This window comes from Faecalibacillus sp. MSK20_93, assembly GCF_020589945.1.
GTDB classification, from domain to species: Bacteria; Bacillota_I; Bacilli_A; order Erysipelotrichales; family Coprobacillaceae; genus Faecalibacillus; species Faecalibacillus intestinalis.
In genome coordinates, this window is record NZ_JAJDKA010000022.1 from 1 (window position 1) to 14115 (window position 14115).

Sequence of the window (14115 nt, forward strand, 5' to 3'; positions counted from 1 at the left end):
AATGGGGGGAAAAGTTTGAGATATTTATAATATCAGGAACTTACCTATCCATATATAACTGGTTTTTATCCAACGCCCAGTCCCTTGTGCTGCTGGCAATCGTGGTGATTGGACTGTACCTCGGATTTAAGAGGGAATTTTCCAAACTTATCGGTTTTCTGGTGGTGTCCCTTGTAGCGGTCGGTCTGGTCTTCAATGCGGACGGTGTAAAGGACATCTTACTGGAACTGTTCAATAAGATTATCGGTGCATAGGAAACCCTTGTTACACTTCCGTTATGGAGCAAGCTCTGATTGCTTCATGGCGGAAGTCCACTAGGGGCTTGGGGAGCGTAACTCCCCAAAAGAAGCATGACAGAGAATGAAGGTGACACTATGGAAGAAATGCGGATTTACATTGCCAACTTAGGCAAATACAATGAGGGCGAACTGGTCGGGGCATGGTTCACGCCGCCTGTGGACTTTGAGGAAGTCAAGGAACGTATCGGTTTGAATGATGAATATGAGGAATACGCCATCCATGATTATGAGCTGCCCTTTGAGATTGACGAATATACCCCCATTGAAGAAGTCAACCGCCTGTGTGAAATGGTGGAGGACTTACCGGAGTACATTCAGGAGGAACTATCAGAGCTGCAATCCTACTTTGGCAGTATCGAAGAACTCTGTGAGCATGAAGACGATATTATCTGCCATTCCGGCTGTGATGATATGGCGGATGTGGCTCGCTGCTATCTGGAAGAAAGCGGACAGCTTGGCGAACTTCCGGCACACTTACAAAACTATATCGACTACGCCGCCTATGGGCGTGACATGGAATTGGAGGGAACCTTTGTTGCCACAAACCACGGCGTATATGAAATCTTACGGTAGACCCGTCTGTATCTCTTTCAGGAAATACAGGCGGATTTTTTGATTCAGGGGCAGCTCGTTTGCTGCCCCCATCTTTTAGAAAGGACGGACAACATGAAGAAAATACGAAGCTATACCAGTATCTGGTCGGTGGAAAAGGTACTCTATTCCATCAATGATTTTAAGCTGCCATTCCCCATCACATTTACGCAGATGGCGTGGTTCGTGGTATCGGTGTTTGCAGTGATACTCTTAGGGAACCTCCCTCCCCTTTCGTTCATTGACGGGGCATTTTTGAAATACTTCGGCGTACCCTTTGCCCTCACTTGGTTCATGTGCCAGAAGACCTTTGACGGGAAGAAGCCTTACGGCTTCCTGAAATCCGTACTGGCATATCTGGTACGCCCGAAACTGACCTATGCAGGAAAGCCCGTGAAGCTGGAAAAGGAATATCCGGCACAGCCCATCACGGCAGTAAGGAGTGATATTTATGGCATATCCGATTAAATATATCGAAAATAACCTTGTGTTCAACCATGACGGGGAGTGCTTTGCTTACTATGAGCTGCTTCCCTACAACTATTCTTTTTTAAGCCCCGAACAGAAATATCAGGTACACGATTCCTTCCGGCAGCTTATCGCCCAGAACAGGGACGGGAAGATTCACGCCCTGCAAATCAGCACCGAATCCAGCATACGGGCAGCACAGGAACGCTCCAAACAGGAAGTAACAGGCAAGTTAAAAGATATTGCCTGTGCAAAGATTGACGCACAGACCGAAGCCCTGATTTCCATGATAGGGGAAAATCAGGTGGACTACCGCTTTTTTATCGGCTTCAAGCTGCTTGTCAATGAGCAGGAAGTCACCATGAAGCAGTTCCGCAGGGAAGCAAAGACCGCCGTTTCCGATTTTCTCCATGAAGTCAACCACAAACTCATGGGGGATTTTGTTTCCATGAGCAATGAGGAAATCTGGCGGTTTCAGAAGATGGAAAAACTGTTAGAGAATAAAATCTCACGCCGCTTTAAAGTCCGGCGGCTTGATAAGGACGATTTTGGCTATCTGATTGAGCATTTATACGGGCAGACCGGAACCGCCTACGAAGATTATGAGTATTATCTTCCGAAAAAACGGTTTCAGGAGGAAACGCTGGTGAAATACTATGACCTCATCAAACCCACCCGTTGTCTGATAGAGGAAAACCAGCGGTATCTGAAAATCGAACAGGAAGACGGGACGGTCTATGCCGCCTACTTCACCATCAACAGCATTGTGGGGGAACTGGACTTCCCATCCTCGGAAATCTTTTACTATCAGCAGCAGCAATTCACCTTTCCCATTGATACCTCTATGAATGTGGAGATTGTGACAAACCGGAAAGCCCTCTCCACGGTGCGGAACAAGAAAAAAGAGCTGAAAGATTTGGACAACCACGCATGGCAGAATGACAGTGAAACCAGTACAAACGTGGTGGACGCTTTAGACAGCGTAAATGAGCTGGAATCCACCTTAGACCAGAGCAAGGAATCCATGTATAAGCTGTCCTATGTGGTGCGTGTGACAGCTCCCGACTTGGAAGAACTGAAACGCCGCTGCAATGAGGTGAAAGATTTTTATGACGATTTGAACGTGAAGCTGGTTCGCCCCTTTGGGGATATGCTAGGGCTGCATGGGGAATTTCTCCCTGCCAGCAAACGGTATCTGAACGATTACATCCAGTATGTCACCAGTGACTTCCTCGCTGGTCTTGGTTTCGGAGCAACCCAGATGTTGGGGGAACCAGAGGGTATTTATATCGGGTACAGCCTTGATGCAGGAAGAAATGTGTACTTAAAACCTGCCCTTGCCAGTCAAGGGGTAAAAGGCTCTGTTACCAACGCCCTTGCTGCCGCTTTTGTCGGCTCCCTCGGCGGTGGAAAATCATTCAGCAACAACATGATTGTCTATTATTCCGTACTATTTGGGGCACAGGCTCTCATTGTTGACCCGAAAGCGGAACGGGGACGCTGGAAAGAAACCCTGCCGGAAATCGCCCATGAAATCAATATCGTAAACCTGACCTCAGAGGAACAGAACAGGGGCTTACTTGACCCCTATGTGATTATGGAGAACCCAAAGGATTCCGAATCACTGGCAATCGACATCCTGACCTTTTTAACCGGCATTTCCAGCCGTGACGGGGAAAAGTTCCCTGTTCTTCGGAAAGCCATCCGTGCAGTGACAAACAGTGAGGAACGGGGACTTTTCAAAGTGATTGAGGAACTTCGGGCGGAGGGAACCACCATCAGCACCAGCATAGCCGACCATATCGAATCCTTTACGGACTATGACTTTGCACACCTGCTCTTTTCGGATGGGGATGTCACACAGTCCATCAGCCTTGAAAAGCAGCTCAATATCATTCAGGTGGCGGATTTGGTGCTGCCGGATAAAGAAACCTCGTTTGAAGAATACACCACAATGGAGCTGCTTTCCGTGGCAATGCTCATTGTAATCAGCACCTTTGCCCTCGACTTTATCCACACCGACCGCAGCGTGTTTAAGATTGTGGATTTGGATGAAGCATGGGGCTTCTTACAGGTGGCACAGGGCAAGACCCTCTCTATGAAGCTGGTTCGTGCCGGACGTGCCATGAACGCAGGCGTTTACTTTGTCACCCAGAACACGGACGATTTGCTGGATGAAAAGCTGAAAAACAATCTGGGCTTGAAGTTTGCGTTCCGTTCCACAGACATCAACGAAATCAAGAAGACCCTCGCCTTTTTTGGGGTGGATTCCGAAGATGAAAACAACCAGAAGCGGCTCCGTGACTTGGAAAACGGGCAGTGCCTTATCAGTGATTTGTACGGGCGTGTGGGAGTGATACAGTTCCATCCTATCTTTGAAGACCTGTTCCATGCCTTTGATACCAGACCGCCCATGAGAAAAGAGGTGGATTGATGGTGATACATAGAACTTCCAACGGGCAGCAACTCCCTGTTCCCTATTCAGCAAAAAAGGGCTTGTCTTGGAAAATAGCAGGAAAATTGATTGGCAGGGTGCTTCTGGCACTCCTGCTCATCCTCCTGTTGCTTGCAGTCTTCGGCACAGCCGCCCACGCTGCCGGACTGGTGGATGATACGGTGGACGCTGCCAACGAATACAGCAAATACCCTCTGGACAACTACCAGCTTGATTTTTATGTGGACAGCGGATGGGACTGGCTCCCGTGGAACTGGCTGGACGGTATCGGAAAACAGGTGATGTACGGGCTGTATGCCATCACAAATTTTATCTGGACAATCAGCCTGTACCTTTCCAACGCCACAGGGTATCTGATTCAGGAAGCCTACTCGTTGGACTTCATTTCCTCTACGGCGGATTCCATTGGGAAAAATATGCAGACCTTGGCAGGCGTTACCACAGGCGGCTTGTCCTCGGAGGGATTTTATATCGGGTTCCTGCTGATTCTCATTCTGGTGGTGGGGATTTACGTTGCCTACACAGGGCTTATCAAACGGGAAACCACAAAAGCCATCCATGCCGTTGTGAATTTCGTGGTGGTGTTCGTGCTGTCCGCTGCCTTTATCGCCTATGCTCCTGATTATATCGGGAAAATCAATGAATTTTCCGCAGACATCAGCAATGCCAGCCTGACCCTTGGCACAAAGATTGTGCTGCCAAACTCGGAAAGCCAGGGAAAAGACAGTGTGGATTTGATACGGGACAGCCTGTTTTCCATTCAGGTCAAACAGCCGTGGCTCCTGCTGCAATACGGCAACTCGGATGTGGAAAGTATTGGGGCTGACCGTGTGGAACACCTGCTCTCAACCAGTCCAGACGAAAACAACGGGCAGGACAGGGAAGAAATCGTGGTGGAGGAAATCGAAGACAGGGAAAATACCAACCTTACCATCACAAAGACCATCAACCGCTTGGGAACCGTCTTCTTCCTGTTCATGTTCAATATCGGTATCTCCGTTTTTGTATTCCTGCTCACGGGGATAATGATTTTTTCACAGGTGCTTTTTATCATCTACGCCATGTTCCTGCCTGTGAGCTTCCTCCTTAGCATGGTTCCCTCTTTTGAGGGGATGTCCAAACGTGCCATTACAAAACTGTTCAATACCATCCTTACCAGAGCCGGAATCACCCTGATTATCACGGTAGCGTTCAGCATTTCCACCATGCTCTACAACCTGTCTGGGGAATATCCGTTCTTCCTGACGGCGTTCTTGCAGATAGTGACCTTTGCCGGAATTTATTTTAAGCTGGGGGATTTGATGGGGATGTTCTCCTTACAGAGCGGCGATTCCCAAAGTATGGGGAGCCGTATCATGCGAAGACCCCGTATGCTCATGCACGCCCATATGCACCGTTTACAGCATAAGTTAGGGCGTTCTGTGGCAGCTCTTGGGGCTGGTACGGCTGCCTACCATGCAGGAAAACAGGCTGGCTCAGACCAGAGAACTGCTTCCAACTCCGGTACTTCCAAAAATACACAGGCAGACCACACCCGACCAAACGGACGGGCAGCACCAGAAAAGGAATCTGCATGGAAACGGGCTGGCTCTGCTGTGGGTGCGGTGGCAGATACCAAAGATAAGATAGCCGATACTGCCGGACAGCTTCGGGAGCAGGCAAAGGATTTGCCCGTCAATGCAAAGTATGCCCTTTACCACGGGAAAACACAGGTATCAGAGGGAGTACGGGACTTTACTTCCAGCGTGACCCAGACCCGAACTGCCAGAGCCGAACAGCGGAACGCACAGGCAGAAAGCCGCAGACAGACCATTGCAGAACGCAGGGCGGAACTGGAACAGGCAAAACAGCCGCAACAGACAGCTTCCGAATCCCCCAAAGGGGCGGCTCCCGTCCATGAACGCCCTGTTACTGCAAAGCAGCCGGAAGATTTCCGACATCATGCAGATACCACTCATACAGGAAAACCAGCCATGCAGCCGGTTTCCCCATCCATCAGGGAACGGGGACAGGTTCCTTATGGGGGAACTGTGGCAGAACGGGCTTCGGTTCCGGTAGTAAAGGCAGCTTCCATCCACCATGAACAGATACCGTCTGCAAGGACAGAACGCCAGATACTCCCTCCGGCTTCCCCAGACAAACCAGAGGAAAGACAAAAGGCAAATACGGCTCCTGTGATACCGGAAAGAAAACGGGCTGCCCCTGCGGTAAAAGAATCGAACTTTACCATCCGGCGTACCACCGCCAGAAAGGAGTGGACAAAAACGGTAACAGCGGCTGCCAAACAAAAGAAAGGGGAGAAACCATGAAGTTAAGACACCTTTTCTTTGCCTGTTCCGGCGTGTTCGTGATGATGTTCTCCCTGCTCCTTTTGGTGGTGATTGTCTTCTCGGATGAGGAAGACGGCGGAAGCGGCGGAAACCTTATCTATGGGGGCGTGAGCGTATCACAGGAAGTCCTCGCCCATAAGCCTATGCTGGAAAAGTATGCAAGGGAATATGGCATAGAGGAATACTTAAATGTGCTGCTCGCCATCATTCAGGTGGAATCCGGCGGCACGCTGGAAGACGTTATGCAGTCCTCGGAATCCCTTGGGCTTCCCCCAAACTCCCTTAGCACAGAGGAATCCATCAAACAGGGCTGCAAATATTTCTCGGAACTGCTCGCAGCGGCAGAAACAAAGGGCTGTGACTTAAACAGTGTGATTCAGTCCTACAACTACGGCGGCGGTTTCCTAGACTATGTGGCAGGACGTGGAAAAAAATACACCTTTGAACTGGCAGAGAGCTTCGCAAGGGACAAATCCGGCGGAAAGAAAGTCACCTACACTAACCCTGTTGCGGTAGAGAAAAACGGGGGCTGGCGGTATTCCTACGGGAATATGTTCTATGTCCTCTTGGTATCGCAATACCTGACCGTGGCACAGTTTGATAATGAAACGGTACAGGCTATCATGGACGAAGCCTTAAAGTATGAGGGCTGGACGTATGTGTATGGGGGCGATTCCCCCTCCACTTCCTTTGACTGTTCGGGACTGGTGCAGTGGTGCTATGGCAAGGCAGGAATCGCCCTGCCACGGACAGCACAGGAACAGTACAATGTGACGCAGCACATCCCCCTGTCCGAAGCAAAAGCAGGGGATTTAGTCTTTTTCCACTCCACCTACAACGCCGGAACCTACATCACCCATGTGGGGCTGTATGTGGGAAATAACCGGATGTACCATGCCGGAAATCCCATTGGTTACGCAGACCTGACAGGCTCCTACTGGCAACAGCACCTTGCCGGAGCCGGACGAATCAAACAATAAGAAAGGATGACCCGATATGATTCAGATTAGAAAAGAGGAAAACCAGAAAAAGCAGAAAGAAAAGAAACTGAAAGTCTACAAAGTCAATACCCATAAAAAAACCGTGATTGCCCTGTGGGTGCTGCTGGCAGTGAGCTTCCTGTTTGCCGTCTATAAGAATTTCACGGCGATAGACATTCATACTGTCCATGAAACCAAAGTAATTGAGGAAACCATCCTCGACACCCACAAGATAGAGAATTTTGTGGAGAATTTCGCAGAAGTCTACTATTCATGGGAACAGTCCGCTGCTTCCATTGATAACCGGACAAATGCTTTAAAAGGCTATCTCACCGGAGAACTGCAAGCCCTGAATGTAGATACTGTCCGAAAAGACATCCCCGTATCGTCTGCCCTGACCGATTTTCAGATATGGGAAATCACAGAAGAAAAGGAGCAGCATTATCAAGTGACCTATACGGTGGAACAGCGTATCACAGCGGGAGAATCCAGTAAAAACGTCCGTTCCGCCTATCAGGTGACGGTCTATGTGGACGGCTCTGGAAACCTGACGATTATCCAGAACCCAACCATCACCAGCGTTCCCGTAAAATCCGGCTATACGCCAAAAGCAGTACAAAGTGACGGTACGGTGGATTCCATCACCACGGAGGACATCAACGAATTTCTCACTACCTTTTTCAAGCTGTACCCTACGGCAACCGCAAAGGAGCTGACCTATTATGTAAATGAGGGTGTGCTGAAACCTGTGGGAAAAGAATATATTTTCTCCGAACTGGTAAATCCGGTCTACAATCGAAACGGAAATCAGGTGACCGCTTCCCTTGCAGTGAAATATCTGGATAAGCAGACCATGACAACACAGGTATCACAGTTTGACCTTGTGCTGGAAAAGAACGGGGAAAACTGGAAGATTGTTGGATAACATTAAATAATAAAGGCTTGTATCTTGCTTTTTAGTGGCATACAAGCCTTTTTATAAAACTAAAAATAGTTGGAAATTTATTTTTTATCGTGTTATTTTATGTGTAAATGGAGGATAGCATATAGAATTATCACATTGACTTTACCCTTACGGCAAGGTGTACTATAAGTGTGGAAGTAGTAAATTGAAAGGATGAGATTTATGTTATCTATTGGTGAATTTTCAAAGATATGTAAAGTTTCTACAAAAACACTTCGTTATTATGATGAAATCGGACTTATAAATCCCAGTAAAATCAATCAAGAGAACGGTTATAGATATTATTCCATTGAGCAATTAGAAACCATGTTATTTGTTAACCGTCTAAAACAATATAATTTTTCTTTGGAAGAAATTAGAGCAATTATTACATCTGAAGAAATACCAAATGAAAAATTATCCATAGAACTTTATAAGAAAAAGGTAGAATTAGAAAAACAAATACAGATATATTCGCAAATTACAGAACGATTAAATGAAGATATAGCGGCTTTGAAACAAGGAAAATCAATTATGTCTTATTTGAATAAGATTGATGTACAACTTGTTGAATTACCGGTTATGTATTTGGTTTCTATTCGTAAAATGGTTTATAAGTTTGAAATGGAAGAACAATACGCTTATTGTTTTAATTCAATATTAAGGAAAATTCAATATGACAAATTAACCGCCACTGCTCCGCCTATGGTACTTTTTCATAGTGATGAGTTTACTCCTTTGGGATTAGATACCGAATTTGCTATTCCAGTAAAGCAATTTGTCACGGGAACAAGAGATTTTTATCCGGGACTATGTTTAAAAACAACTCTACATGGCGGATATTCTAATTTGCCATCTATTTATACGAAACAATGTAAATGGGCAGAACAGAATGGTTATGAAAACAATGGTCCCCTTTATGAAGTTTATATTACTGACCCAACACAAACTTCAAACGAAGATGAATTTATAACTGAAATTTATTATCCAGTAAAAAAGAAATAGGTATACATCAAAGATTAAAATTTTTGTGAATAGAAGTTTCAGATACGATAACGTGAAATGGAGATGAGATTGATACTATGAATAGAAAAGAACTACACGATTTTATTGAAGAAAAACAGCCTAATATCTGTCAAATATCATGCTATAAAGACGGTAAAGAAGTTTATTCTGATGAATGGAATAATTATAAAAAAATAGATACTTGCCATGTTATGTCTGCAACCAAAAGTATCGTAGCACTACTTGTAGGGATAGCACTTGATAAAGGATTTATAAAAAGCACAGACCAACCTGTACTAGATTTCTTCCCTGAATACAAAATTAAAAGAGGAGAAAAAACAATTCAAAAAGTTACAATCAAACATTTACTGACTATGACTGCACCATATAAGTATAAGTACGAACCGTGGACTAAAATTTGTTCAAGTGATGATTGGACGGTTTCAGCTTTAGATTTTCTAGGTGGAAGAAAAGGATTGACTGGACAATTCAAATATTCAACTTTAGGCATACATATACTAACTGGTATTATATCAAAAACGAGTGGTCTGAAAGTCGTGGACTTTGCAAATAAGTTTTTATTTGAACCTATTGGAGTAGAAAAACATATAAATTATTTAGCAGAAACTGCCGAAGAACATAAACATTTTACTATATGTAAAGAACCGCAAAAAAATATATGGTTTTGTGACCCAAAAGGAATAGGTACGGCTGGATATGGTTTATGCTTTTCTGCAATAGATATGGCGAAAATTGGACAACTTTGTTTAGATAAAGGTGTTCATAATGGAAAACAACTTGTATCATCTAAATGGATTGAAGAAATAACAAAACCAAATTATAAATGCGGAGAAGAATTTAGAAATATGTCTTATGGGTATCTTTGGTGGATTGTGAATGAAAATGTATATGCAGCCATAGGAAATAGTGGGAATGTTATATATGTAAATTCATTAGAAAATATAGTGATAGCAGTTACATCATATTTTAAGCCAACCATATTCGACCGTATAGATTTTATACAAAAGTATATTGAGCCGTTTATTTCAATTTAATTCTGAACTGCTGAATCCGGTTTGCACCCGAAGCGGAAATTAGGTAGCATCTTACTTTTCAAGTGAAATATTTGTGATAATTTTAACTTGCCTATTGACTTTAACGTTACGTCATAGTATATGATAAAATCAAAAGGAGGAACTAGAATTATGAAAATATCCGCTATCCGTTCTGACAAAGTTTATTCAAAAATTATGAGTGCACCGTTAGACAAAAAAAATGACATTTATAGATATGAACTTATGAAGCCTTTTGAAAAAAAGTGGGCTTGTTATAGTGTTCCTATGAAAGCTCTAACGCCTAATGGATATGATGTAATTATGGCAAGCGAAATGCTTGGGCATATCGCCCCAACCGCTGTTGACCAGAAGCAACAAAATAATATTAATCTAATTTCTGATAATACACTCTGGGAAAAATGTGAGTTATCCATTCAGCAGTCGTTGAATTGCTTTGTTGAACACGGTGTTAATCTACCCGTTAAAGAATATGCGTTTACAATTTTACTTGCAAATGCTAAGAATCCTTACATTATTTTAAATGATGGTTACTGCGGTGATGGTGGTATTCCAGGATATATTTTTTCTTGGTTACTACCTAATGAATACACTTTATCACATCTTCATGTAGCATTAGCACATGAAACTAATCACAACGTACGATTTCAATTTATTAAATGGAAGAATGACATCACTCTTGGTGAAATGATAGTCAATGAGGGGTTGGCAGAAAACTTTGCAACATTTCTGTATGGTGAAGATAAAGCAGGTCCTTGGGTAACAAAAACTGATATAGAAACCTTAAATGAATATATTAAGCCTATTATTCGGGACGGTTTAAATGTTCAAGGATTAGAAAATCTGAATGCATACCTTTATGGTGATGAAATGGCAGCATTACAAAACTATCCTCAGGTCGGATTACCCTATTGTTCCGGATATGCGTGTGGCTATCACTTGATTAAACACTACTTGCAAAAGACTGGAAAAAACATTGTCGAAGCAACTCTATTACCTGCAAAAGAAATTTTAGATGCTACGGAGGATTTTTGGAATGAATGAAAAAGCTAAAACAGTCCATGAAGTTGCTAAATTAACAGGTATTACTGCTCGAACACTACATTATTATGATGAAATTGGTTTATTAAAACCGTCTATTATAACCGAAGCAAAATACCGTCAGTATACAGACGACGATTTAACTAGGCTTCAGGAAATTTTGTTTTTTAGAGAAGTTGGATTCGCCCTAAAAGAAATTAAGGAACTGCTGGATTCACCTCATTATGTTCGTTCAGAAGCATTAGAGAGTCATGTACTGATTTTGGAAGCTCAGAAAGAACGAATAGAAGCTTTGATTTCACTTGTAAAAGACACAATCAACGGAAATAAAGAAATTAAATTTTCTGCATTTTCAAATGCAAAAATACTTGAGTTACAATCGCAATTTCAAGAAGAAGTATTAGAACAATGGGGAAATACTGAAAGTTTCAGAGAATACAAGACTATGTTTTCTTCCCATTCAAAGCAAATACAAGAGAAAGAAATAGAATCTTTTTATTCAATGGCTCGCAATATTTTTGAAAAACTAGCTATGTATGAAAATAGTCCTGCGGAAAGTCCAGAAGTACAAGCAATAGTACATGAATGGCAACAATATATTTCTGAACACTTTTATGAATGTAATAAACAAATTTTATCTAATTTGGGAGTTCTCTATATTACAGATGAAAGATTTACCACTTTTATAAATAGATTTAGTAGTGGAAATCTTGCAGCTTTTTTTAATGAAGCAATACAAATTTTTTGCAGGGGTTCAGAATGAATATGATGGAGTGGGTTATTTGTCCTATATGCAACAATAAAACAAGGATTAAAATACGAAAAGATACACAGCTAAAAAACTTTCCGTTGTATTGTCCAAAATGTAAAAAAGAAAGTTTGATATGCGTAAATAACTTCAAAATAGAAATTATCAAAGAGCCAGACGCTTAGACGCAGAGCCGATAATTTATAAGTTATTGAAACTTATAGACTATCGGCTCATTTTAGTTTCAGTCCTATTCTGGTAGGCAATAGAAGTTATTTATCTTCCATTTCCTTGTATTTGACAATACCATCAGCAACGCTTTCCATGATAACAAGGTCTGCGTCTGTAAAATTGTCAATTTTGCTTTCAAACTGTCTTCGTCTGCTACTTTTTGCCAGACTATCAGAGGATAAAAAGAACTCATCCACTGATACATTCAGCAGAGATACAAGGTCGTACAGCACCTGTAAACTTGGGTGCTGCCCTTTATTCTCAATATTGGTTAAATAGCGTGGGTCAATTTCAATCATTGCTCCCACCTGTTCACGGGTCAAACCCTGTTTTTTACGGGCTTCTTTTATGGCAAGCCCAAACGCCCTGAAATCATATTTATCTTCTTTTTTACGCATAATACACCACCTCTGTACATTTTACTGTTCCTGTTGTAATAGCGACAGGTATAGAAAAACGTATTACATAGTTGTACAGTTCCTATTATGCGTATCAAAGATAAAACTATGCTGCCGAAACGGAAATAAAAAAAACCGTTATTTGGCAGCATACTTTCCCTGCGTCAAAAATCACATCATCTTTTCCAGACGACGGTTTAACAAAAGCCGCCGTCTTTTTTTGCATGAAATATAGATGATTTTTAAAGTCTACTACTTTATACAGACAGCGGCTTACAGGAGGAAGCCGCTATGCAAAATATTTTCTTAAATATATCTACATTCGGTAAACCGTTAAAAAAAGCCATCCACCTACACTAGAAAAGTCTGACCCTCAATATGGTTTTTCAGAATACATAGAAAGAACTATCGAAGCACACAAGCAGAAATATCGTCTGTTTGCGTGCTTTTTTAGTTGGAAGAAAAAGGTTTTAAATTTTTCTTCTCAAAACGCAACTGCACCCCCTGTCCTGTCGGGACTAAGAGCGAAAAGGGGGAAAGAAGCAGAAATTCTTATCAACTCGCTCCCTTTCAAGGCTAGAAAGGAGGTGAGCAATGATGAAGCCATCTGAATTTCAGACAACCATAGAGAACCAGTTTGATTACATCTGTAAAGTCGCTATGGAGGATGAACGCAAAGACTATCTCAAAGCGTTGTCCAGACAGTGCAAACGGGAAACCCTGTTTTGTGATATGGACGATTACACCGTTAATCTGTTTTCTTCCGAAGACACCTATCCATCCCACTTCCATACTTTTGAAATGGATGGATTTACTGTCCGTATTGAAAACAGCCTGTTAGCAGAAGCATTAGAAAGTCTGGATGGAAAGAAACGTGATGTTATCCTGAGATATTATTTTCTTGGATTTGACGATACAGAAATTTCAAAAATTCTGGAAGTTAATCGTTCTACCATCCAGAGAAGAAGACACGCCGGACTGCAATTTATCAAAAAATTTATGGAGGAAGAAGCATGACAGCAAAGCACCCTATGATTCCGTTTCCTGTAATTGTAAGGGCTGCGGACGGTGATATTGAAGCAATCAACCAGATTGTACGCCATTATAGCGGTTTTATTGCCAGCCGTTCCATGCGTCCCATGAAAGACGAATACGGGAATACCCACATGGTTGTAGATGAAACCCTACGCCGCCGGATGGAAACACGTCTGATTGCAAAGATTTTATCTTTTGAAATCAGGGAACCCACCTAGAAATAATGCTCTCCTGTGGAAGCATGGACAAGCTCATGCTTCCCAGACAGAGCTTGCCAGTCTATTAAAGTGCATTATCACCAGTGCATTTTAACAGGCTGACAAAGCCGGATTGTTCCTTGAAAAAGAAAGCGTCTAATCAACGCAGCATAAAGCAGCCGAATACGTTTCGATAGAAAGAGAGCCGTTGGGCTGGCACGCCGTAACCCACCAAAGGAGGGATGAAAACGGATAGCGATTCCTGCCAGCGTTCCATAAGCAGCTTACCGCAAAAGCTGCCGCCATGACCTTTCCATCGTA

The 14115-nt window shown here is 43.0% G+C and carries 15 protein-coding genes; 14 read left to right on the forward strand and 1 reads right to left on the reverse strand.

Annotation, left to right across the window (positions count from 1 at the left end; translation table 11 throughout):
• Window positions 1-29: 29 nt before the first annotated feature.
• The 12 genes from LJD34_RS07930 to LJD34_RS07985 all read left to right on the forward strand — a co-directional run bounded on the left by LJD34_RS07930 (window position 30) and on the right by LJD34_RS07985 (window position 12118).
• Complete coding sequence (locus LJD34_RS07930; protein ID WP_107571751.1) at window positions 30-254, forward strand: hypothetical protein; 225 nt, start codon at window positions 30-32, stop codon at window positions 252-254.
• 120 nt (window positions 255-374) lie between these two features.
• Complete coding sequence (locus LJD34_RS07935; RefSeq protein WP_077715706.1) at window positions 375-872, forward strand: antirestriction protein ArdA; 498 nt, start codon at window positions 375-377, stop codon at window positions 870-872.
• Window positions 873-965: 93 nt separating this feature from the next.
• Entirely contained in the window at window positions 966-1358 is a 393-nt protein-coding gene (locus LJD34_RS07940; RefSeq protein ID WP_077715683.1) for a conjugal transfer protein, read from the forward strand.
• The gene (locus LJD34_RS07945; protein WP_077715685.1) at window positions 1342-3792 is read left to right on the forward strand and encodes an ATP-binding protein; all 2451 of its coding nucleotides are present in this window, start codon (window positions 1342-1344) and stop codon (window positions 3790-3792) included. Before LJD34_RS07940 ends, LJD34_RS07945 begins: the two co-directional genes overlap by 17 nt.
• Window positions 3792-6122 carry a CD3337/EF1877 family mobilome membrane protein gene (locus tag LJD34_RS07950; protein WP_144005147.1) on the forward strand — a complete coding sequence of 777 codons (2331 nt, stop codon included), beginning with the start codon at window positions 3792-3794 and terminating at the stop codon, window positions 6120-6122. The genes LJD34_RS07945 and LJD34_RS07950 overlap by 1 nt, the downstream gene beginning before the upstream one ends.
• Window positions 6119-7123 (forward strand): lysozyme family protein, encoded by a 1005-nt coding sequence (locus LJD34_RS07955; protein WP_077715687.1) that lies wholly within the window; start codon window positions 6119-6121, stop codon window positions 7121-7123. Before LJD34_RS07950 ends, LJD34_RS07955 begins: the two co-directional genes overlap by 4 nt.
• 16 nt (window positions 7124-7139) lie before the next feature.
• On the forward strand, window positions 7140-8048 hold the full coding sequence (locus tag LJD34_RS07960; RefSeq protein WP_077715689.1) for a conjugal transfer protein: 909 nt from the start codon (window positions 7140-7142) through the stop codon (window positions 8046-8048).
• A 201-nt stretch (window positions 8049-8249) separates the two neighbouring features.
• Window positions 8250-9071, forward strand: coding sequence for a MerR family transcriptional regulator (locus LJD34_RS07965; protein WP_077715691.1), 822 nt, complete (start codon window positions 8250-8252; stop codon window positions 9069-9071).
• 77 nt (window positions 9072-9148) lie between these two features.
• The gene (locus LJD34_RS07970; protein ID WP_077715693.1) at window positions 9149-10126 is read left to right on the forward strand and encodes a serine hydrolase domain-containing protein; all 978 of its coding nucleotides are present in this window, start codon (window positions 9149-9151) and stop codon (window positions 10124-10126) included.
• A gap of 150 nt (window positions 10127-10276) precedes the next feature.
• Window positions 10277-11188 carry a DUF2268 domain-containing protein gene (locus LJD34_RS07975; RefSeq protein WP_077715695.1) on the forward strand — a complete coding sequence of 304 codons (912 nt, stop codon included), beginning with the start codon at window positions 10277-10279 and terminating at the stop codon, window positions 11186-11188.
• Window positions 11181-11948 carry a MerR family transcriptional regulator gene (locus tag LJD34_RS07980; RefSeq protein WP_077715697.1) on the forward strand — a complete coding sequence of 256 codons (768 nt, stop codon included), beginning with the start codon at window positions 11181-11183 and terminating at the stop codon, window positions 11946-11948. Before LJD34_RS07975 ends, LJD34_RS07980 begins: the two co-directional genes overlap by 8 nt.
• Window positions 11945-12118: a cysteine-rich KTR domain-containing protein gene (locus LJD34_RS07985; protein ID WP_055058897.1), complete on the forward strand. Its 174-nt coding sequence runs from the start codon at window positions 11945-11947 to the stop codon at window positions 12116-12118. Before LJD34_RS07980 ends, LJD34_RS07985 begins: the two co-directional genes overlap by 4 nt.
• 87 nt (window positions 12119-12205) lie before the next feature.
• On the opposite strand, the gene LJD34_RS07990 is transcribed toward LJD34_RS07985, so the two are convergent.
• The gene (locus tag LJD34_RS07990) at window positions 12206-12562 is read right to left on the reverse strand and encodes a helix-turn-helix domain-containing protein (RefSeq protein ID WP_077715699.1); all 357 of its coding nucleotides are present in this window, start codon (window positions 12560-12562) and stop codon (window positions 12206-12208) included.
• 597 nt (window positions 12563-13159) lie between these two features.
• Here LJD34_RS07990 and LJD34_RS07995 point away from each other — a divergent pair.
• Both LJD34_RS07995 and LJD34_RS08000 read left to right on the forward strand, forming a co-directional pair.
• On the forward strand, window positions 13160-13579 hold the full coding sequence (locus LJD34_RS07995) for an RNA polymerase sigma factor (RefSeq protein ID WP_195523108.1): 420 nt from the start codon (window positions 13160-13162) through the stop codon (window positions 13577-13579).
• Window positions 13576-13815: a helix-turn-helix domain-containing protein gene (locus LJD34_RS08000; RefSeq protein WP_077715701.1), complete on the forward strand. Its 240-nt coding sequence runs from the start codon at window positions 13576-13578 to the stop codon at window positions 13813-13815. Before LJD34_RS07995 ends, LJD34_RS08000 begins: the two co-directional genes overlap by 4 nt.
• Window positions 13816-14115 lie beyond the last annotated feature (300 nt).